Consider the following 22,460-nt stretch of genomic DNA (forward strand, 5'->3'; position numbering starts at 1 on the left):
AAACAGTAAAAACAAACGGCTATGAATATAAAACGGTTAAGCATCATCGGTGTTACTGCACTTGTGCTGATCTGTTCCTGCAAAAGTGCACTGGACCTCAAGCCTAAAACCGATCTGGACGCCGGAACGGCGTTGACCGGTTATGAAAATCTGAAAGCGGCATTGAGTGGCGTGTACTCGCTCGTGAATAATTTCAAGTACCTGCCGCGTTATATGAACCTGGTAGAACTGAGTACTGATAACGTGGAGGTGATGAAGGCGGGGAACAATGCTACCACGGCCGGTATCGAATGTTATTCGTTTAAACGTACTGCTTCCATGATGGACCTGGAGGCATGGAACAATGGTTATAAAGCCATTTACCACGCCAATATGGTGATTAATGCGATAGCTGATAATGCTGCGCCTAACATGTTACAGTTAAAAGGAGAGGCCCTTTTTCTGCGCGCTATGCTGCATATGCAGCTGGTACAGGCTTTCGGAAAGCCGTATGCACAAAATGCAGGCGCTCATCCAGGCATACCGTATGTGGTTTCCACGGATGCATCCTTACGGCCTTCCAGGAACACGGTAAAAGAAGTGTACTCCCTGGCCGCTGCCGACTATGAAAAGGCTGCCGGTATTATTTCCGAAACTAAGTCCAATGCCTATGCCAGCAAAGCCGCTTGCTGGGCTGCCCTGGCAGACCTCTACCTGAATGCGGGCGATGCCGCCAAAGCCATCAGTTATGCAGACAAAGTTATTAACGGTAACTACTACACGCTGGTAACCGGGAATGTTTACCTCACGTATTTCAGTACAGATCATAGCAGTGCAGCAGATAAAGAAACCATCTTTACCATTAAAAACCTGGACACCCAGAGCAAATCGTTTTACGGTCTGGGTTACAGCTACACGCAGACAAAGTACGCGGCGGTTTCTGCACCACTGATGAGCCTACTCACGGAAACCACCGGTGACGTACGGCTGGCGTTCTATACTAAGCTGTCCACCACCAGCGGCGATCGCTATTTTACCAACAAGTTTGTACAGAATGGCAACCCTTCGGTGAGCTCGCCGGTGATCTACCGTCTGTCAGACATGTACCTGATCCGGGCGGAAGCCAACGCTAAAAACAATCCGCAGGCAGCGCTGGATGATGTGAACCTCCTGCGTAAACGTGCAGGCATTACCGGTAGTGGGCTATATCAGTTGTCAGACCTTCACGGGAGGGAAAGTGTTTTACAGGTGGTGCTGGATGAAGGGAGAATAGAGTTTGCCTTTGAGAACGGCCGCCGTCGGGCAGCCTTGCTGCGCAACGGTTTGCCGATGGTCCGCGATTATGCCGGCAGTACCGTGCCTGGCAGCCATATCAATATTACCGCGACGGACAACAGCGTGATTTACCCGTTGCCCGCCACAGAAATTACGGTCAATCCTAACCTCACGCAAAATCCATTTTAATCCATTATATGAAAAAGATCACCACTACCATCATCGGCTGTCTTGCGTTCACCGCATTCGCCTGTGCACAGCAGAAGAAGCCTTTTGTGCTGAACGGTAAAATTGCCGGTCAGCCTGACGGCAAGCTCTATATATCGTATGAAGACGTTGCAGATAACAGGAAGTTTGATTCGCTGACGGTCAAAAACGGCAGCTTCATCCTGAAAGGAGACATCGCAGGCCCAGCGGTTGCTTATATACGATCTGCAAACCGGGAGGACAGCCCGGCAACACTCGTGCTGATGCCGGGTACCCAGCAGTTCACCGCCACCAGGGGCCAGCTGAGCATCGGTACTATTACCGGTAATAACGCCAATGAAGGCGTATCCGATTTGCAACGGGAGAAAGCGCTCATTCAGCAGCAATATCAATCCCAGCTGGATTCCATGCGGAATGAGAAAGATCATGACGAGGCTGCGGCCATCCGCGAGAGACTGGCGCCTTTTTTTGAGGGCAACGACCAGGCCGACTACCGCTACTTCCAAAAGTACCCTACTTCCGTGCTGACAGCCTACCTGCTGCGGTTTCACGTGGCCGACCTTACCCTCGATGCGTTGCAGGGCTATTACGACAAACTGGGCGCCGCCACCCAAAAGACCTGCTTTGCCAAACACATTGCGGAGGAAATCAAACAACTCCGCCAGGGTTCACCAGGATCAGTAGCTACTGATTTTACGGCAAAGGATATCGCCGGCAAAGATCTGTCGCTGCGTGACTACAAGGGAAGATATGTACTGCTCGACTTCTGGGCCAGCTGGTGCGTGCCCTGCAGAAAAGGCAACCCCCATCTGAAAACGCTGTATAGCCGTTACCAGCCTAAAGGCTGGGAGATCATTGGTGTTGCCGACGATGACAGGAGTGAGAACGCCTGGAAGACGGCCGTGGCCAAAGATGGTCTGCCCTGGAAACAGGTGCGGAGAGGACTGGACATGTCCAGGCTGAAAAATAATCCGAATGATATTTCATTGAAATACGGTATTCATTCACTGCCCACCAAAATCCTGATCAACCCGGAAGGCGTGATCATAGGGCGTTACGGCAGCGAAGGCGATGAGCTGGACAAAAAACTGAAAGAGATATACGGAGAGTAAGCAAAAACTGACCATCCCGCAAAGGCTGGACGGCAGGGCCGTTCAGCCTTTTTTTTAAGAAAATTTTTGTAACAGTTGTTTTTTATGAAAAAAAATTTACTTTTGCGACCCATTGGTGATTGCCCAATAGTATAATGGTAGTACGACAGATTTTGGTTCTGTTTGTCTAGGTTCGAATCCTGGTTGGGCAACAGAAAACAGGAAAGCCGCTCATTGAGCGGCTTTCCTGTTTTACACACTTTTGACAGCAGCAGAACATACCGCGAAAAAGAAACAGCCTACAAATGAACACCTTCGTATTAAAACCAGACAAAAGAATTTTCTTATTTTATTGATTGTTATTTATTTATGTCGAAGGCATTTTATTAGCGCCCAGGAAATGTCTTTCAAAAATATTCCCCATGTTTCGTAATTATCTGAAAACCCGATGCACAGTCTGAAAGCGGAATAAAATCAGGCGAGTGGTTCCATCAGCTTTATACCCGGCAGATGTTTCCGGACCATATCCACCAGTTGTCGTCTTGTAAAAGGTTTTAGCAGGAAGTCAGTAGCACCGGCGGCCATAAACTCTTCCTGTTCCTGCAGGAATGTTTCCCCGGAGGAAACGATCGCCGGAATGTGACGGGTGGCGTCGCCGGCGGCCCGTAGCGCCAGCAGGAAATTTTTACCGTCCATGACAGGCATTTTACCATCGGTGATGATCAGGTCGGGTGTGATTTTTTTCAGGAGCTCCAGGGCTTCCATACCATTTTCTGCAAAAAAGGGCGTAGGCCCCAGGCTTTTGATAGCGGCACCAAAAGCGGCCTGGTTGAGTTTATCATCTTCCAAAACGAGGATAATATAATCCTGGTACATTTCTTTCTCCGGTTCAGGATAGACTTTCTCCTGCATTCTAAAGCCTGCTTTCAGCGGGAGGGCCAGCAGGAAGCTGGTAGTAGCGCCTGTATTCGTGGCGCTGATAGTCCCGTTTATTTTCTCCACCAGCTGTTTGGTGATAGCCAGTCCAAGGCCGGTGCTTTCCGCCATATGCTCCTTGCTGGCATGAGACACAAAAGGAAGGAAGATATCCTGCAGCTGTTCCGGGTTGAGCGAGCTGTCATTCTGTGTTTCAATGTGGATATGATCGCCGGCCTTTGATACGTTGAACTGCACATCGGAATTTTTGACGGCGTATTTCACCGCGTTGGATGCCAGGTTGTTGATGATTTTGCTGAGGATGGTGCTGTCAGAGAGGATGTATTCCGGCAGCCGGGCGTCGTAGTGGAGCTGGATGCTGATATTTCGTGATGAGGTAATGGGGCGCAGCATCTGGATGCATTCGTTGATGCATTCCCGTAAGCTGAAGCTTTCGTTTTTTACTTCGTTGAACTGGTTTTCTTCTATCTTGGCAAGGTCGAGTTGATTGTTGATAATTTCCCTGATGAGCAGTGACGCTACCTGCAGATGTTCTGTCTCTTTACGGATAGCGGCCACCAGGTCTCTGTCTGCCGGGCGTACCACTTTTTCCAGTTTCGCTACATGTTCGTTGAGCCCTTCCGCGATACCCATGATGGAGGTCAGTGGTGTTCTGATTTCATGATTGGTTTCCCGCAGGTATTTGGTTTTCGCTTCGGACGCTTTTTTCTGTTCCGCCATCATGGTACGTACCTGTTTGATGTAGAAATACAACATGATGCCATTCAGCGCCGTGCCGGTCAATACTACGATCAGCCGGATGGCGAGCATGCTGCTTTTGCTGAAGGTGATGGGGGTAAACAGATGATAGGAATAGTTAACCTCGAGGAGTACCACCATTAAGCCCACATAGGCCCAGAAAAGATTCCGCAGTTTCCTGCTGGTTATCAGCAGGTCGGAGGCGCCCATCAGGAAGGCGGCGAGCAGATGTATTTCTGACACAGGCCCCAGTACGATACCATAAAACACCAGCGCAGCATCCAGTACCACAAAAAATATCAGGATAACGTTATCGACCCCGATGCGGTGGTGAAGGAAGGGCAGGCAGAAGAACAGCACGCCCACAAACAGTTCGAGGTAAAAGGCGGGTGCAAAATCAATCAGGTAAAACACGGCCATGCCAAGGGTGAGTGACAGGACGGCCAGCAGGAGGCAGAGTGTATTAAAAAAGGATACCGGTTTATCCGAATAGGCAGCAATTTTCATAGTCGTTTTTCATTATTCGAGGGTGGCATGGATAATGTATCCCCGAAATTAGTTTTTTCTGTTTTAGGAATACTAATCCTTATGGTTATTTTTGTTCAGATACTTGCCTGTATTCTGAATGCAGTATAAATGAATGTTCTTTTTTACCATTGACATGATACCCGAAATAAACACGATCTGTTACAGCTACCCCGCTCCATCGGCCTTTGTGGCAGGGAGCGAACCCCGCTTATTGCTGGCGGGTTACAGTGAATTGGAAAAAGCAGCGGGACCGGCATTCTTCCACGGAAGCCTGGAACAGCCTTATATCACTGCCCGTTGTTTGATTGCTTTGTCCAATGTAGTGCGGTCGTCGTTTACGTTGTCGCCGGCGCAGGCCGGCCAGATGAAAGACCCGATTGTGACGGCAGGGGCAGAGAAGCTCCGCTTCGAAGGTTTTTCGCAATGTGCCGGCGTATATGCACGGGTGGATGTGCTGCCGGGCGGCCATCGGGGTACATTTTCCGCGAATGGCACAGTGAACGTGGATTTTAATCAACCGATGATCAATGCACTGCATGCCATCGGGAGAAGTGATACCATGCGGCTGACGGTGAACGCTACAGCGATCAGTGTACAAAGCCGGCCGGATGAAAGTATTACCGAAAAGAAGGTGCCTTTGCCGATGAAGTGGATCAAGGGGCTCACAACGGTGCAGCTGTTCCTGGCGGCATCGGAAAAGATGCATACGTTGAATAAGGTGCAGTTGCGGCAGCTGTTTCAGGGCATTCCTGCGGGTACGGTGAAAGCAGACTATTACCTTGCCGTGCGGGGCAACAGGCCGGCTTTTTCACCGGTGAAAACAGCGAATGCCGTTTGTGTGGGTGGCATACACCGCCTGCGTTTACTGGAACCGCTGCTGCCGCTGGCAGACGAGCTGCAGGTGTTTGTACATCCGGATATGCAGAGTACTACATGGCAACTTTATTTCGGTAACGTGCGGTTCAGCCTCAGCCTGTCACGCGAAGCCTGGCGCGGCTTTTCCGGTGAAGGTGCTGCACTGGACGCGCTGATAGCGGACGTGCCTGAAAGGTTGATCAATGCGATGGATAAGTACGGTCATGTGAACCAGGAGTTTAATGCCACGCTGCTGGCGGTGGAAGAACAGGCCGGCTTTGAACAGATAGACCAACTCACGGCCCGCCTTGCAGCGATGGGGCTGCTGGGGTTTGATCCCGACGAGAACATCTATTTTTATCGCCGCCTGCCGTTTAAGCTCAACAGGATCATGAGCCTGAATCCGCGCATGAAAGATGCGGAGCAGTTGCTGGCAGAAGACAAGGTGGCCATTGTTTCACAGAAAGAAAACAAAACCGAAGCGCGTGTAGCCGGCAGTGGTGTTACGCATACTGTGGTGATAGAAGATGATCTGGCCCGCTGTACCTGTACCTGGTTTGCCAAACACCAGGGAGAACGCGGTCCGTGTAAACATATTCTTGCCGTACGGAAAAAATTAAACTGACACTTAACCCAAAAATGATTGTATGACACATTTGGAAGAACTGGAGCAATTGTTAACCACAGAGCGTGAACAGGATATCGTGCCATTTTTACAAAGATTGACCCCCGAAGAAAAAAAAGCACTCAGGCCGGGACTAACCAAACTGGCTGCGTATTACTCAGCGTTTGTGTCACCGAGCCCTAACACCTACACCTCACGGATGACTGTTCCGCAGGCCAGGATGTTGGCAGTCGCCACTTTTGTTTGTTACGACAAAGCCGCTTTCCAGCGCACAAATTTTCATTTTACACTTTTCCGGGAGCGCTTGCTGGACAACATTATTTCCTGGTACATGCCCGGCTGGTTTAATGAATGGGTGCAGGAGATGGCAGAAAAAGAAGCATTGCCGGGCGACCTGGACTATTGGCAGCTGCTGGAACTGCAGGCAAAAGAAGTGCTTACGCTGACGCCTGCCATGGTGGTAAGCCGGCTTCCTATGGCGATCAACGGTAAACACCGGTTATACGAACCTGCACGGTTATTTGAATTTCCGGCCACCCTGTCGGAACATTTCTGGTACCTGTTCGAATACCCGTCCAACATACATTTCAGCGATAACTGGACAAACAGTAAAAAAACAGGAGATACGGAACCCAACTGGAAAGGCTTTATCCTGCAATATACCGGCGATGGTACTATCGACCGCATGCGGGTACTGGAAGAATGTTTGCAGGCGGTGAACCGGAATTTTAATAAGCTCCAGGTGGGCTGGTTTGTGGATATGCTGACATTGCTGAAACCGTCCCGGGCTGAGCTGGAGCAGTTGCAGCCCCTGTTGTTGCAGGCGCTGAATTCGCCGCAGTCCAAAGCGGTGAACACCGCGCTGGGGTACCTGAAAGCCCTCGCCGGCGATAAGCAGTTTAATCATCAGGCTTTGCTTGATCATCTGCCGCAGGTGATGGCCACCGATAAAAAGAATATTATCACCACAGCGCTGCAAATACTGGAAAAAGCAGCTAAAACGCATCCGGAGATTAAACAACGGGCCTGCCTGGAGCTGTGCGCCGCTTTCTTGTCAAAGGATGAGGACCTGCAGGCCAAAGCGGCCAAACTGATATTGCAGTGGGCCGATAAACATGATGTTGCTTTAAGGGAACAACTTTCCCAATACAGCAGCAGTATGCTCGCCAGTACCCGGAGCTCCCTGAAAGACCTGCTGGAAGAAGAACAGGCAGACGTACTGCCCGCAGATCCGGAGGTTACAGCGCGACTGCCGTTGATCGGAGATCATAACCGGATCGTTACAGAAGACCTGGTATTTTTTGCCAGCCAGGTGTTTGAAAATAATGCCACCTGGCATTTTGATCTGCTGCCGGCCATGCTGCTGGCGGCACAGGATAACATCACCACTGAAACATTGTTGCAGCTGGAGCCGGCGTTGCAGCGGGCGGCTACTGTTTTAAAACGGCCTTCCGGTAACATGGGGCTACTGGATATGACGCTGGCTGTGTTCTTCCTGAATTATGGCAAATGGATGGCGGATAACGATGCCGCCTATACGGCCAGACTGAATGAAGTAAAGCAGTCGCAGCACTGGTGGCGGGGCCGTCATGAGATGCCGGAGCTGGAGCACTGGAAGACGTCCCGCACGGAGAGCGCCGTGTATGCTCCACACCGGAAGCTACTGATACTGGCACTGAAGAAGATCCGTGAAAAAGACCCCTTGCCGCTGCTTTCCACCCCCACGCACGAACCGGGCTGGATAGCTCCGGAGGTGCTGGCACAACGATTGGCAATGTATCAGTCAGCCGGCGTATCGCCGGACAGTTTGGACCTGCAGGTGGCCATAGCGCGTTGTGCGCGGCAGGATACTGGCGTAGCATTGGCGCTGGTAGACAAATGGCCTGCCGGCGAATACCGGCAGTTGCTGACTTTCCTACTGGATGCCGCTGCCATGCCGCAGGGACCTTTCACCCTGGAAGACGCCTGGATGCAGGCAGGGCTTACCAAGGCGCCTCAGGCAATCTATGAGGCGTTTGCGGACTTTTCGTATAACCGCTTGCCGGTATCGCTGCTGAATGGTGGTTTTGCGTGGACGACAGGCGGCAAGCCCTACCTGGCATATGGAAAATATAACCCTGAGAAAAGGGACTATGAGCGGTACATGTCGGAGGAGCTGGTGATGGATATTACTTTCCCGGAAGGGGAAATCCTGAAAGGGAAGTCGCCGTTATTGCAGGAGTATATGAACGGCGTGGGAGAGTATTTCTCTGTTTCCATTTCAGATGTGGCCAGGCTGTTGCTGCTCACGCCCAATCATCCGGATGTATTGCTGGCGCGGGTGATGAAGTCCTGTCAACGCTCTTCCGGATTTTATGAGGTGAACGAAACGGGTATCGTGTTAAATACGCTGAAAACCTTGCATAGCCTGGATATTCCTCCTTCTGAAATGATGTATCTCTGCATTGCGCTGAGTATGTTGCACGCCGATAAAACAGTCAAGGCATATGCCGCTGAATACTGGAGCAGCCGTATTCCCGATCATATCAGCAGTGAAAAACTGGGAGGTACTGTTGGTATGCAGCAGCGGGTAGGATGGGCGCCCATGAAACGTTTTACCGATCTGATAACTACACAAACGCAGATCAGCCGGCAGCAGAACGAGGCGTTGGAAACTTTGCTGACAGCCTGTCTTGCTGTATTCTCCGAAACACCGGTAAAAGATCTTAAAAAGCTGCTGGAGGTGTATGGCGAAGTGCTGGCGATCAACAACAGCAGGATCAGCAATGCGGCTGTTATACAGTTGCTGACCGCCTGGCAGGGCAGCAGTGCCGTGAAAAAGGCAGTGCAGCAGTTGTTGAAACGGGTAGTGCAGGCTTAGCCCGTTTTTTCTGTGTACTTTTGAAAAAACATCAGATGTCCGTGTCTAAAAAACTGGTCGTTATTGTAGCGATGGAGGGTACCGCCCTGCTGGATATTGCCGGCCCCTGCGACGTTTTTTCGCAGGCCAATAAAATACTCCGCAACGACGCACAGCGCCAGGGGGATGGTTATGAGATACTGCTGGCTTCGGCAGTGGAAGATCATCACCTGAAAACGCAGAGCGGCGTGGAGTTGATATGCCCGGTAACGATCGGGGAACTGGACCGCCCGATCGACACGCTGCTGATAGCCGGGCTGGGCACTGAATTTCTGCAATACAACCTGCATCATTTTTACGAATGGCTGAATAATGTATATCCCCGCCTGCGCCGTATCGGCTCCGTTTGTATCGGCGCTTATGCGCTGGCGCGGGCAGGGATACTCCGTGGCCGCCGCGCTACTACTCACTGGCAATACACACAGGACTTCCAGGACCGGCACCCTGAAGTGCAGCTGGATACCAATCCGTTTTATACCCGTGACGGGAACGTCTATACGTCCGGCGGCCTGGCTTCCGGTATCGACCTGGCTTTTGCCCTGCTGGAAGAAGATTATGGCCGCGACCTGGCAGCGCAGGTCGCCAAAAGGATGGTCATCTACCTGAAAAGGCCGGGGTACCAAACGCAGTTCGGTGAACTGCTGGACCACCACCGGCTGGCCAATACCCTCGCCGGTAAATTACGGCCCTGGATGACCCAGGAGCTGCATCAGGACCTGAGCGTGGAACGCCTGGCCGCTCAAGCGAATATGAGTCCCCGTAATTTCGCCCGCGTCTTCCTCCGGGAATCTGGTCTCACCCCCGCCAAATTTGTGGAAAAACTACGGGTGGAAACCGCCCGTAAGTACCTCGAGGAGAGCGACCTCAGTATAGAACAGATCGCCGAAAAGTGCGGCCTTGGAGGGATGGTCTCTATGCGGCGCGTCTTCCTCCGCCATATCTCCGTTTCCCCGAGCGACTACCGCCGGAATTTCCGCAGCACCCTGCACCCGTAAGTTGGCAGAAACTGTATATTTTTCGTCATTTGAGACAGATGGCGGTTGCAGTACTTTTGTACGGTAACCAAAATTATTCAAGCGATGAAAATAGCTATCAACGGATTCGGCCGTATCGGAAGAATGACCCTCAGAGCTTTACAGCATAAAGACAATGTGGAAGTAGTAGCCATCAATGACCTGATGGGCGCGGACATCCTCGCTCACCTTTTCAAATATGACACCGCCCATGGAAAATTCCCCGGCACGGTTTCCCATACCAGCCAACACCTGATCGTTAACGGAAAAGAGATACTGCTTACCAGCGAAAAAGACCCTGCTAACCTGCCCTGGGGCCAGCTGGGGGTAGACATGGTGATAGAATCCACCGGGAGATTCACCAGCAAAGACCAGGCGCAGGCACATCTTCGCGCAGGCGCGCGCCGCGTGCTGATCACGGCGCCCGCTTCCGGTGGCGTGAAAACCATCGTCGCCGGTGTTAATGAAGACATTATTGAGCCGGCAGATGAAATACTGTCTACTGCTTCCTGTACCACTAACAGTATCGCTCCTCCGCTGTTTCTGCTGGACAAGGCTTTTGGCATAGCATCCGGCTTTATGACTACTGTTCATGCTTTTACGATGGACCAGATGCTGCAGGACGGCCCGCATAAGGATTTCAGAAGGGCCAGGGCGGCCACACAGTCCATTATTCCCACCACCACCGGCGCAGCTAAAGCCATCGGCGACGTGCTGCCAGCGCTGAAAGGTAAGCTGGACGGTGTTTCTTACCGGGTACCGGTTATTGATGGCTCCATTGCGGAACTATCACTGGTGCTGAAACAACCGGCTACGGCCGCGGAAATCAACGCCTTGCTGAAACACCATGCGGAAACAGATCTGAAAGGTATTCTCGAATACACCGAAGAGGCTTTTGTGTCTGCCGATATCGTGGGTAATACGCATTCCTCCATTGTAGACGGTACCATGACGAAAGTCATCGGCAACCTGGTTAAAGTAGTGGCCTGGTACGATAATGAAACCGGTATTTCCAACCGTATCGCGGAACTGGTTACCAGGGAAACTTACGCGGCAGTTGCTATTTAGAGATTTTTTGATTTGCGATTTTTTGATTTTGTGGATGATAAAAAAAGGAGACCAAAGCGAACAGGTGATTCGCGTTGGTCTCCTTTTAATTTGCTCTTTTGATCCACGAAATCAAAAAATCGTAAATCAAAAAATCCCTGGATGAATTACTGGTAGTTATAATTATCCCAATAAGGTATTACGCCGCGTTGATTGGCCGGTACCCAGAAGATCGGGGTAGTTGTGTTGTTTTCGTTGGCCACTTTTGCGAAGTTGTCCGGGTTGTTGGTCAGCTCCACGGTAGGGTAGTGTACTCTTTCCGGCATTGGTTTCCATACGGAGGAATGCCAGGTGAAAGGCTCCAGTTTCGGGTGACGGGTCCTTCTCAGTTCAGACCACAGCTCATATGGCTGCAGCAGGTTGAGATGGATGTATTTCTGCTGCATCAGGATCTCCATTTTGTCTTCCAGTGTAGCCGCCGCCGTGAATTTGGTTTTGATGTTTTCGCCCCATGCGCTGACGATGGCATCGGTAGGTTTGGAAGGATACAATACAGAATCCAGCGTACCTCTGGCGTAGGTGCTGAGTTGGTTGAGGTAGTACCAGAAGCTGGTGCTATGCATCACTTCGTCCTTGATGTGATCGCCGGCTGTTTTGCCGGTGTTGCCCAGATTTTTCAGCGCTATTTCTGCGAGCAGCAGGTCCAGTTCACCCAGTGTGGCCATGTATACCGGCATATTTTCGTTGCGGTGCAGCGTAATATGGCTGTACATGGACTTGGCATTGGTAGACAGGGAAGACGTGATATTGTCTGCAAAAGCGTAGTAACGCTGGCCGCTGTTGTAGAGCGCTTCCTGCTGTTCGATATTGGCAGACACGCCGCGGTAGTCTTTGAATTTGGTTGGCAGGGCCAGTACCGGCAGGCGTGGATCGTCAATACCGGGTTGATAGGTGGAGTCACCGTAGTTCAACCGTTTCATGATGATGTTGGGAATGAAAGCCGCATAGGCGTTTTCATACAGGCCCCGCTGCCAGGTGCCGCCACCGAATACATCAATCTTATACCACATGGTCCATGTAAGATCGGTGGTGGGCAAGGGTTTGCCCAGTGCGTCCTGGATCAGTGGTTTAGCATATGCTTCATCCACGCCGGCGATGCGCACCAGCATTTTCAGGCGTGTGAAGTTGATGAAGGCCACCCATTTGTTGATATCTCCCTTAAAGGCGAAGTCCTGTTGCTGGAAGACTGTTTTCGCGGCGGGGGACATCTGTGTGAAAGCGGTTGGCAGCGTGTTTACCAGTCCGCCCAGGTCGGCGATGATAGACTGATACACCTGTTTGGGATCGTCGTACTTCGGGAAAAGGTATTGTGTTCCGCCTTTTACGCCCTGAAAAGCGTCGAAGTAGGGGATGGAGTTGAACAGGTCCACCAGTTTGCCGCATTGGTACAGCTTCACGAAGGTGGCCAGTTTCAGGTATACGTCGCCATCCTGTTTCAGTTGTCCTGTACGTAGTTCCACGGAGTCTTTAATGACTTCATAGTTTTTGAGCCGGGTGTAGCTGTTCTGGAAGAAGGACTGGCCGGAGATCGGGAAATCGTCGAAGCCGTTGCCGCTTACCAGGTCGTTGTAGCTGCTGAACCAGTCATAGCGGTAGGAGATATACCGTTGCGCTACCTGTCCGTAGCCGGTGATGCTGGTACCGCCATTGAGGAGGTAATACCATTCTCCGTAGTCCTGGACAAACAGTTTGTTGTTGGTGATCAGCTGTGTGAACAACCCGGGTATTACATCGGTAACGGTGGCGTTGAGTTTGTCCGGGTCATAGAATCTTTTCTCCACATCTTTTTTACAGGCGCTGAAGGTAGCGGCGAGCGCCATCACGGCTATATATAAATATGATTTTTTCATGTTGTCGTTTTTTTATTCGTTAGAAAGCTACGTTCAGCCCCAGTGAGAAAGTACGCAGTGTAGGGTAAATGGTGTTTTCCACATAAGTGTCCGCACCCAAAGCGCCTTCCGGATCGATGTTGGGGATGGATTTATAGAGATAGAACAGGTTACGTGCTGCAGCGGTGATGGTGAGCTTTTGCAGTTTCATGCGTCTTACCACATCGCGGGGAACGTCGTAGGAGAGGGCCACTTCTCTTACTTTGATATAGTTGTTCTTGTACAGGCGGTCCGGAGGGAATGAGGTGGCCAGGTCGTTGGCATAGCTCATATAGTAGCTGCTGGCGTTGGTCATCTGTGTGTTTGGCACATATTTACCGTTTGCGTCCTGCATGACACCGGGGAGAATGAGGCCGTCGTGGTATACGCGGCCGTTCCGGGCGCCGGCGGGAGCGGGCTGGTTATGCTGCCAGGGTACCATATTGCCGTCGGCATCGTAGTAGTAGGCCAGGCCGCCGTGTGCTTCGTCCCTGTATTGCAGCGTGCTTTCCAGTTGACCTACACCGGTAAGGCGGTTGTTGGTATAGGAGAAGATGGTGCCGCCGGATTTGTAATCGAGGCCGATGCGGAGGTTGAAGTCTCTGTAGCGGAAATCGGAGAGGATACCGCCGTAGAATTTAGGCATGATGTTACCGGCAACAATAGACTTCTGATTGTTGAGGGAATACATGCCGTTGGTACCTACGATTTTATTACCGCCATCATCGCGGAGGTAGTCGTACATAATGATTTCTCCGTAGGGGCGTCCTTCGTCGGCATGAACAGATGCAGCGGAGCCATTGATCAGGTTGGAGATCGGGTTGTTGGTAACGCCGGGATAGAGGCGTACCACTTTAGAGCCCTGGCTGGCGGCGTTCACGGTGATGTCCCATCTGTAGTTTTTACCGAGGAGCGGCGTACCGGTGAGGCCCAGTTCGAGGCCCCATGCTTTCACGTCGCCCACGTTGATTTTAAGCCCTGTGGAGCTGGAAGCGGAAGATATCGGCAGATTGAAGATCTGGTTATAACGGTGATTGCTATACGCAGAGAAGTCAATGGTGAGCCTGTTGTCTTTAAAGAAGGAGTTGTTGATACCGATTTCAAACTCTCTTTTGCGCTCCGGTTTCAGTGCGCCGGGAAGGATGGCATCGGGCGGAGTGATAGAGAGCGCGGTAGTGTTGGACAACCGGGTGAAGCTGTACAGGTTGTTGGCGAAATAGCGGTTAGTACCGTTACCTACATCGGCCCAGGAGAGGCGGAGGGTACCGCTGTTCATGCCGGGAATGGCGAAACGTTCGGTGTAGTTCCAGTTGAGGGCTACGCCGGGGTAGAAATATTTGTTGTTTGCCGGGGGCAGGGTAGAGTTCCAGTCCATACGGCCCTGGACCTCGAGGGTGAGTTCACTTTTCCAGGACAGGGAGGCAGAGGCCAGCCAGCTGTACAGTACGTCGTTGCCGCGGTTAAAGCTCCTGATCTGATAGAGGTTGGCGGCAGAAGGTGTACCGGATTCGTTGTTGAAAGAGTACAGGTCTGCGAAGTTGAGGCCGCCGATGGTATTGCTGCCGAGGTAATCGGAGGAGCGCAGGCGGTAAGCGCCGCCGGTGTAGGCAAACAGGTGGAGCCTGTCCTGCATGAACGAACGGTTGTAGTTGAGCAGCGCCTGGTAAGTTTGCACTGTTGAATTTTCCTTGGCGATACCGAAGGAGCCGTTGGCAACGCTGGGTAGTACCCTGGTCACGCTTTTTTCGGTGGTATAGGTGGTATTGTCGTAATCAAGACCGGCCTGTCCCACGAGGAAGAGGTGAGGGGTGAAGTTCAGCGTTACTTTGGCGGAGGTGATCATGTGGATTTTATCATCCTTCAGGGAGTTTTGGGAACGGTCCCACATGAAGCCGCCCAGGTTGGAAAAAGCGGTAGGTACGCCGGCGAGGGAGAGGTCGCGTTTGTATCCTGTCTGATCGGTATAGAAAGGGTAGATCAGGCCGTAATCGTAATCCAGCGGCAGGCCCCAGGCTACGGAGCCGTCGTTGGAACCACGGCGGTTCATGCTGGTGATGTTGTAGATATTGGAGATTACTTCGAAGCTGGCGAGGTTGGAGGCTTTGATGTTTCCGTTAAAGCTGAAAGTGTTTCTTTTCTGCCAGGAGTTGTCGCCGTTGATATCTTTATAGTAGTAGTTGGTATAGGAAGCGCGCACATTGCCTTTGTCGTTGCTGCCGGAGATGGCCACGTTGCCGGTGGTGGAGTGGCCGGGATTAAAGAGTGACAGGAAGTTATTGGTATGCGGTGAATTTTTCACCATGGAGCTGTCGTAGAACATGGCGTTGGCGCCATCGAATTTAGGACCGAAGCTGAAGCGTTTGTTGGGAATGGTCCTGATTTTCTGTCCGTTGACCGTGGCGTAAACCGTGTCGTAGATGTTATCACCGAGGCCGTACTGGTCCTGCAGTTTCAGGTAAGACACCGGTCTTTCCGTGGTGTACTGGATGGAGCCGGTCATGCCCATGCCGGTGGCGTTACGGCCGCTTTTGGTGGTGATGAGCACTACGCCGTTGGCCGCATCGCTGCCATACAGTACGGTGGCTTTAGCGCCTTTCAGGATCACCATGGATTCGATATCTGAAGGGTTGATATCATTGATGCCTGCGCCGTAGTCGAAGCCCTGGCCAACGGGGCCGCCGATGGAGGTTTTACGGTCACTGAGGATAACACCGTCTACCACGAACATCGGGCGGATGTTCTGGTCGGGGTTCATACTGGCGGCGCCGCGGATATTGATTTTGATACCACCCTGGGGGCCGGAGGCGCCCATATTCACGCCCACGCCGGCAGCTTTACCGTAGAGGGAGAGGAAGGGGTTCATGGTGGTACCGGCTTTGGTCAGTTCTTCGCCCTTTATGGTGCTGATGGCGTAGCCCAGCGTTCCTTTGGGGCGTTTAATGCCGAGGGCGGTCACCACCATCTCATTGAGGCCGCTGGAGGCGGTGTGCAGCACTACGTTGACCGTATTGGAACTGCCTACGGTAATAGTGGTGGGTTGGAAACCGACAGAGGAGAACACCAGTACCACGTTGCCCTGTGGTACTTCGATGGAGAAGCGTCCGGCAGCATCCGTTGCGCCTCCGGTTTTAGTCCCTTTTATGAGGTAGGTAACGCCGGGGATAGGGGTGCCGGTGCTGTCCTTTACTACACCGGTTATTTTTCGCTTGTCCTGTGTTACCTCCGTAACGTTCAGGTCCCGTTCTTCTTTCCTGGCATCTTTTTCTTTCAGGGCGATCACTTTTCCGATGATTTCGTAGGAGAAAGGTTGGTCCTGGAAGATGGCTGCCAGTGTATGTTCGAGGGTGGCGTTCTGTACTTGTATGTCTACCGGTTTGCTTTTTTTCAGCATGATATCTTCATACCAGAAGCTGTACCCTGATTGTTTTTTGATGTCTTCGAAGACGCTCAGGAGGGTGGCATGTTTCCGGGATAGTGTAATCTGTTGTGACATAGACCTTGCACTGATTTGCAGGCAGGCCACTGTCAGCAGCAGGGTGACTATTTTAAGTCGCATGATCAGTCTTTTTTTGAAGGTGAGATGTGCACCGGATGTGCCTGTACGGTCAGGCGTGGTTAGGCGTAGCCCTGGCACACAAAAGGGCCGTGCATGACGTTGATATTTCATACATTTGGGATGTTTGAGTTGATAAAATTTTGATACTGCGTTGTGTCATGCCAGCTTAGACATTTATACCAGGGGCGGGTGAGAGCGCTCCTGGTTTTTTTGGCTATGCGGGCACAGATCTTTTAGGGACCTTTGTGCATGTCGTACTAATTTGATTTTGGTTGTGTGTTTAAATGATACTTACTTTTTTTTACTACATGACGATTAATTTCTCCTCTTCCAGTTTGAAATGAATTTTGCTGATTTCGAGCAGGCGTAAAAGTGCCGACAGATCTGCTGTTCGGGGGATGTCGCCGGTGAAGGTACGGGTAGGCACATCTCCTTTAAATACCACTTCAATATTATACCAGCGTTCTACCTGCCGCATGATGGTGCGGATATCGGCGCTTCTGAAAGATATCAGGCCGTTTTTCCAGGCTACGGCGAGGTCGGTGTCTGCATGGTCAATGACTTCCATGGTACCGTTTTCATTGATCAGTGATTGTTGTCCCGGTTTAAGGAGATGATGTGCCATTTGCCGGCTTACCTTGATGGATCCCTGTAAAAGTGTTGTTCTGATGCTATTTTCATTGTTGTAGGCCATGATGTTAAAGCTGGTGCCGAGTACGGCCACTGCTGTTTCGCCGGTGTTGACAAAGAACGGCTGCGCGGCGTTGGGCTGTATTTCGAAATAGGCTTCTCCGGAGAGGGACACCTGTCTAATTGGTCCGGCGAAGGTGGTAGGGTATTGCAGCGATGAAGCTGCGTTGAGCCATACCCGTGATCCATCCGGCAAAACAAGGCTGTACTGACCGCCTTTCGGGGTGCGGAGCGTGTTCCAGCTGACGGCGGTTTCAGACGGGGCTGCCTGTGGTTTATATACCAGTTGACCGGCTTTTGTTTGCAGGCTTACATGTCCTTGTTGCGCTATCTGCCCGTTCATATTACTGTCCAGCTCAATGGTTTTACCGCTGGCAAGGGTGAGAATGGCTTTGTCTGATCCGGGGAGAAATACTTTATGTTGCGCTGTTGCTACGGGCGCTGGTTTTTTTCGCTGGCGTGTCCACAGGATGGTGGCGCCTGCGAGTACCAGCAGTAGTATGGCTGCCGCTGCGCGGTAGCTGCGATAAAACGTTTTAGCCAACGGGCGTGTAATAGTTTTTGCGGAGAGGATATGAGCCAGCATGGCGTCCGACCGGTTACCGAAAACCTTTGTTTCCGTTTCGGCGGATTGTACCCATGCCTCTTCTATCATCCATTCGAGTTGTGCGTCCTGGTCGTCGGAGCCGAGAAATATTCTCAGCTCTTCCAGTTCGGCGGAAGTGGCGGTACGGGTGGTATACTGGCTTAACAGGTATTTTAATCTGTTGTTGTCCATCTGCAAAAGTGAATCTATTTATATAGACAGCGGGGAGGGGTAAAAAGAGGTAATGGCGTGAAAAAAAATTTTTAGGGCCGGCGGCAGGCATCTCCCGAAGGGTAAAAAGGTAGGAGGCGCGGGCAAGCGCATCCCCCGAAGGGTGAAAGTATTTTGGGTAAAATGGCGATGATATCTCCCGAAGGGGAAAAAGTAGCGGGTAAAATGACGATAATATCTCCCGAAGGGGAAAAAGTAGTGGGTAAAATGACGATAATATCTCCCGAAGGGGAAAGATTATTGAGGCAGGAACAAAAGCAGCAGGAGGTTGGTTTCCGGGTGGGTAAGCGCGTAACTGCGGATAGCCCGGAGGGCCAGCACCATATGTTTTTTCACGGTTTCCCGGGAGATCGCCATCCGCTCTGCTATTTCGGCTTGTCTCAGTCCTTCATCGCGGCTGAGCAGGTATACCCGTTGCCGCTGTGCCGGCAGTTCTGAAATAGCCTGGTCGATGATACGGCGATAGCGGGCATCCATGGTTTCTTCAAACGGGTTGCCGGTATCGGCGGCGATGGTCATTTCCCATTGTTGTTTATGTTCCAGTTCGCGGCCCAGTTTTTTAAGGAAGGAGAAAGTGTAATTTTTAGCTACGGTGTAGAGGTAAGGGTGGAAGTGACTTACGTGGCTGAGTTTGTCGCGTTTTTCCCAGATGCGGATAAACACTTCCTGTACAATTTCTTCCGCCATGGAGAGGGAGCCGGTCAGTTGATATACAAAAGCGCCCAGTCGCTGGTGATAGGCATGAAACAACTGCGCAAACGCAGCCTCATCGCCTTGCGATACTAATAATAGTAAATCATGTTCACTATTTAATCGTTGATGCTCCAAGTGAAAAACTGTAAACGCTCTGTATTTTGGTTGACTTGCGTGATAAATATAGACATTTACGAATTACCAACATCCAAATGCGAAAAAAAGCGCATAAAAAAGCGAAGATCATACAGGGATTGGCTGTCTGACCTCCGCTTTTGGTTAACGGGTTGTTATTTTTTCTCTTCGTGATATTCCTGTTCGGTGTTGATAGACCATATGTTGGCTTTGTCGGTAATGCCGGCAGCGATGTTGTCTACCGCCACCATAGCCGTCAGCATAGAGTGGTCTGAGTTATTATATTTATGCATGCCGTTACGGCCTACGAGAAAGAGGTTGCCGAATGTGTCGAGGTAATGGCGTACTTCATCGAACCGTGTATAGGTGCCGAAGTAAGCGGGGTATGTTTTTTCCATGCGGAGCACGGTGGCGTCGAGCACATCTTCCTTGCGGGCCAGCCCTATTTTGCAGAGCTCGTGTATGGCAGTTTCCCTGATTTCGTTATCGCTCAGCCCCCAGAAATCATCGCCTTTGTTACAGAAGTACTCCATGCCTACCCAGGTGGTGTCGGGGTCTTTTACCATGTAGGGGCTCCAGTTGTTGAACAGTTGTAAGCGGCCTACTTTCACGTCTTTTTCCTGGATGTAGATCCAGGTGTCTTTAAGGGTGATGGGCTGGTGTGTGCGTGTTTTCGCATCTTCGAAGCTGAGGTTCTTCAGCAGGATGCCGATGGTGATAAAGTCGCGGTATTGAAGGCCGGCGGCTATTTCACGGACATGGGCCGGCACATCGGCTTTCAGGCCTGCCACCAGTTCCTGTACCGGCATGGTGGAGAAGAAATAATCGCCTTCCAGCACGGTTGTTTCGCCGGTAGTTTTATCCAGTGCTTCGATAGCGGTGATGCGGTTACCGTTGGTACGGATGCCCACTACATCGTGTTGCATCAGCAGGGTAGCGCCCTGTGTTGTCACCTGCCGGGCTACTTCTTCCCAGAGCTGGCCGGGGCCATGTTTGGGATAGAGGAACTGTTCGATCAGGCTGGTCTCCACATTTTTCTGTTTGATGTCTTTGGGTTTGCTGGCGTTCCAGGCGGCTTTGGCGGCGTGGGCGATCGCCTTGCCGATGGAGATGCCTTTAATGCGTTGCGCGCCCCATTCGGCGGATATTTCATTACAGGGAACGCCCCATACTTTTTCGGTGTAGTGTTTAAAAAACAGCAGGTAGAGTGTTTTGCCGAAGCGGTTGATCATAAAATCTTCCAGTGACTTTTCCGGTTTTTTAGGGAAAAGCTGTGCATAGAGGTAGGAGATCATGATGCGGATGGTGGTCATGATGCCCAGTTTGCGCAGCGTATCAATAGACAGCTGCACAGGGTAGGTAAAGAATTTTTTCAGGAAGTAGATGCGGGACAGGCGTTTTCTGACGAGCATCACCAGATCGGGGTTTTCAGCAACGAGAGTATCTGTATCGCTGTTAGGTTGCGGTGCTTTTATTTCCCTTGTTTTTTGCTGGTAGCTGATGGTGAATATTTCAGCCGCTTCTTTGTCCAGTGGCATGACTGTCATCCACCAGTCCATCACCCGGTCGGACTTTGAGAAGAACCGGTGGCCGCCGATATCGATACGGTTTCCTTTATAGTTGACCGTTTTAGAGATGCCGCCGATATCTGTGCTTTTTTCCAGGATGATGGGCATTATATCTGTGCGTTGAAGAAGTTCATAGGCAGCAGTAAGGCCGGCAGGCCCTGCACCGATGATAATCGCTTTCTTTTGCATGAGATAACATCGATTGATGGTGAAGAGTTATTTGAGGGGGGTAGTAAGTAGGGTGCCTGGTTACACCGGCGTGTTTTGGGGTATCGGCAAAAGCAGGGGTGCACCCCGGACATGCAAAAGAATAGTGGAGGACGCTAAAGCTGGCATAATATAATGGTTTATCTCAGGCTGTTCCTCTGTTTACGGACAGCCTGGTTTTTGAGGGTTTTATTACAGGGTCACGCGGCAGCGCTTAATTTGCCACGTATACAATTATAAAAAACAGTACTGAAATAGCGGTTCAGCAACGGTAATGGTTCTTAGAATTTCCACTGGTAGAAGTTGACCGGCGTGTCTTTGCCTTCGCTGATGGTAACGTAACCATCGTTGCCGGGCGTGATGGTAATGCCTTCGCCTTGTTTTTCTATGGTGTAGGGGAGGCGTTGCGCCGGGCGAGCCATGGCCTGTTCCACCGTTTCGTTGGCGTTACGGTGCCAGTAGTAAACGTCGGTCAGGGTTTTGATCACGATATGGCGGCCGTCTTTCGAGATATCGCCGGAGGTGACCCAGGTATAGGGGAGGGTGATGAGTTGTTCCAGCGTGGCGTTGTCACCGTCTTTGAACAGCAGCTGATTGGTTTTATAGAGGCTGACTTTACCTTCTCTTTTACTGACGATATAGATTTTTTTGCCGATGGGATCGATGAGTAATGTTTCCGCATCTCTCGGCCCGTTAGGGTATTCGAGGGTGAGCACGTCCGGCCGGATATGCAGTGATTTGCCCGGTATCTTTGTGGGCTCTTTGAAGCGATAGATCCGGATATGTTTACGTTTGCCGCCGTTGTCGCCGATGTCTCCCACGTACACGTAATGTTTGCCTTTCACAGGACCGATGCCTTCCGCAATATCTTCCATATCGCGGTTGGTGACATCATCGAGTTTGACCGTGCAGGCGAGACGGGCCTGATGGTCCAGCAGGTATACATCCGGCTTGTTGCCACTGTCGTTGTGCGTCCAGAAATAACCGGGCATCGTGCTGCTGGAGGCAATACCGGAAGCTTCCGTGATCTTGCCGGAAGTTATGTAGCCTAAGATAACAGGTTTAACTGTGGTATTGTCTTTGGAAGTCTGTGCAACAGCGGCGGAGCATACGCCGGTCAGCAACAGGACAGTCAGCATAACAGGTAATCGCATAGGGCAATTTACTAAAAAACAGGATGTCGCAAGCAGGCGGCAGTTCAGCAGCAACACCCATCCGACGGGGGACTTTATCCCCTGACAGGGCCGGTGGCGGGCGTCTGGTTTCAGAAGATTGAAAAAAAATTTGGTAATTAATGGAAATGTTATACCTTCGCGTTCCCGAATTGATAATGCCCGATAGTATAATGGTAGTACGACAGACTCTGACTCTGTTTGTCTTGGTTCGAATCCAGGTCGGGCAACAAAAAAGCCGAAGCTTAAGCTTCGGCTTTTTTTATTCCAATGTTTCTTTCGAATCACTGCACATCAAGGCTGATCATGATGTTTTCCCGGGTAATGGGTTTGAGGTCCACCTCCACATATTTCCTGTAAAGATCAATAGCTTCGAGTATGTTGTTATTTAGTTCCCACATATTTTTACCGGTGGTACTAACCGGTAAAAGGTCCATATCTTCCGAATAAGCCAGATAGCCAGTGCAGGTCCTTTCTACGATGAATACGTACTTTGTCATG

Annotated in this window: 14 protein-coding genes and 2 tRNA genes; 8 read left to right on the forward strand and 8 right to left on the reverse strand. The window is 51.1% G+C overall.

Annotation, left to right across the window (positions count from 1 at the left end):
- Positions 1-21: 21 nt before the first annotated feature.
- From B5D63_RS01975 to B5D63_RS01985, 3 genes are all read left to right on the forward strand, one after another.
- Entirely contained in the window at positions 22-1,443 is a 1,422-nt protein-coding gene (locus tag B5D63_RS01975; protein WP_078667096.1) for a RagB/SusD family nutrient uptake outer membrane protein, read from the forward strand.
- Between the two features lie 8 nt (positions 1,444-1,451).
- The gene (locus B5D63_RS01980; protein ID WP_078667097.1) at positions 1,452-2,573 is read left to right on the forward strand and encodes a TlpA disulfide reductase family protein; all 1,122 of its coding nucleotides are present in this window, start codon (positions 1,452-1,454) and stop codon (positions 2,571-2,573) included.
- A 120-nt stretch (positions 2,574-2,693) separates the two neighbouring features.
- Positions 2,694-2,764, forward strand: a tRNA-Gln gene (locus B5D63_RS01985).
- A gap of 262 nt (positions 2,765-3,026) precedes the next feature.
- On the opposite strand, the gene B5D63_RS01990 is transcribed toward B5D63_RS01985, so the two are convergent.
- Positions 3,027-4,733, reverse strand: coding sequence for a hybrid sensor histidine kinase/response regulator (locus tag B5D63_RS01990; RefSeq protein WP_078667098.1), 1,707 nt, complete (start codon positions 4,731-4,733; stop codon positions 3,027-3,029).
- A gap of 154 nt (positions 4,734-4,887) precedes the next feature.
- On the opposite strand from B5D63_RS01990, the gene B5D63_RS01995 reads away from it, so the two are divergent.
- The 4 genes from B5D63_RS01995 (at position 4,888) to gap (ending at position 11,214) form a co-directional block, all read left to right on the forward strand.
- Positions 4,888-6,234, forward strand: coding sequence for an SWIM zinc finger family protein (locus B5D63_RS01995; RefSeq protein WP_078668498.1), 1,347 nt, complete (start codon positions 4,888-4,890; stop codon positions 6,232-6,234).
- 22 nt (positions 6,235-6,256) lie between these two features.
- Positions 6,257-9,094: a DUF6493 family protein gene (locus B5D63_RS02000; RefSeq protein ID WP_078667099.1), complete on the forward strand. Its 2,838-nt coding sequence runs from the start codon at positions 6,257-6,259 to the stop codon at positions 9,092-9,094.
- Positions 9,095-9,129: 35 nt separating this feature from the next.
- Complete coding sequence (locus B5D63_RS02005) at positions 9,130-10,128, forward strand: GlxA family transcriptional regulator (RefSeq protein ID WP_078667100.1); 999 nt, start codon at positions 9,130-9,132, stop codon at positions 10,126-10,128.
- An 84-nt stretch (positions 10,129-10,212) separates the two neighbouring features.
- Complete coding sequence (gene gap, locus B5D63_RS02010) at positions 10,213-11,214, forward strand: type I glyceraldehyde-3-phosphate dehydrogenase (protein ID WP_078667101.1); 1,002 nt, start codon at positions 10,213-10,215, stop codon at positions 11,212-11,214.
- A 146-nt stretch (positions 11,215-11,360) separates the two neighbouring features.
- Here gap and B5D63_RS02015 read toward each other — a convergent pair whose 3' ends face one another.
- From B5D63_RS02015 to B5D63_RS02040, 6 genes are all read right to left on the reverse strand, one after another.
- On the reverse strand, positions 11,361-13,103 hold the full coding sequence (locus B5D63_RS02015) for a SusD/RagB family nutrient-binding outer membrane lipoprotein (RefSeq protein ID WP_078667102.1): 1,743 nt from the start codon (positions 13,101-13,103) through the stop codon (positions 11,361-11,363).
- Between the two features lie 19 nt (positions 13,104-13,122).
- Positions 13,123-16,677 carry a SusC/RagA family TonB-linked outer membrane protein gene (locus tag B5D63_RS02020; RefSeq protein WP_159455862.1) on the reverse strand — a complete coding sequence of 1,185 codons (3,555 nt, stop codon included), beginning with the start codon at positions 16,675-16,677 and terminating at the stop codon, positions 13,123-13,125.
- A 304-nt stretch (positions 16,678-16,981) separates the two neighbouring features.
- Positions 16,982-18,145, reverse strand: coding sequence for a FecR family protein (locus tag B5D63_RS02025; protein ID WP_078667104.1), 1,164 nt, complete (start codon positions 18,143-18,145; stop codon positions 16,982-16,984).
- A 276-nt stretch (positions 18,146-18,421) separates the two neighbouring features.
- Positions 18,422-19,012, reverse strand: a complete 591-nt coding sequence (locus B5D63_RS02030; RefSeq protein ID WP_159455863.1) for an RNA polymerase sigma-70 factor — start codon at positions 19,010-19,012, stop codon at positions 18,422-18,424.
- Between the two features lie 155 nt (positions 19,013-19,167).
- Positions 19,168-20,769, reverse strand: coding sequence for an NAD(P)/FAD-dependent oxidoreductase (locus B5D63_RS02035; protein ID WP_078667106.1), 1,602 nt, complete (start codon positions 20,767-20,769; stop codon positions 19,168-19,170).
- Between the two features lie 299 nt (positions 20,770-21,068).
- Entirely contained in the window at positions 21,069-21,941 is an 873-nt protein-coding gene (locus tag B5D63_RS02040; RefSeq protein WP_143312738.1) for a hypothetical protein, read from the reverse strand.
- 177 nt (positions 21,942-22,118) lie between these two features.
- On the opposite strand from B5D63_RS02040, the gene B5D63_RS02045 reads away from it, so the two are divergent.
- Positions 22,119-22,189 (forward strand) — tRNA-Gln (locus B5D63_RS02045).
- A gap of 54 nt (positions 22,190-22,243) precedes the next feature.
- Here B5D63_RS02045 and B5D63_RS02050 read toward each other — a convergent pair.
- Positions 22,244-22,459 carry a hypothetical protein gene (locus B5D63_RS02050; RefSeq protein WP_078667108.1) on the reverse strand — a complete coding sequence of 72 codons (216 nt, stop codon included), beginning with the start codon at positions 22,457-22,459 and terminating at the stop codon, positions 22,244-22,246.
- Position 22,460 lies beyond the last annotated feature (1 nt).

This window comes from Chitinophaga eiseniae (assembly GCF_900167135.1).
GTDB classification, from domain to species: Bacteria; Bacteroidota; Bacteroidia; order Chitinophagales; family Chitinophagaceae; genus Chitinophaga; species Chitinophaga eiseniae.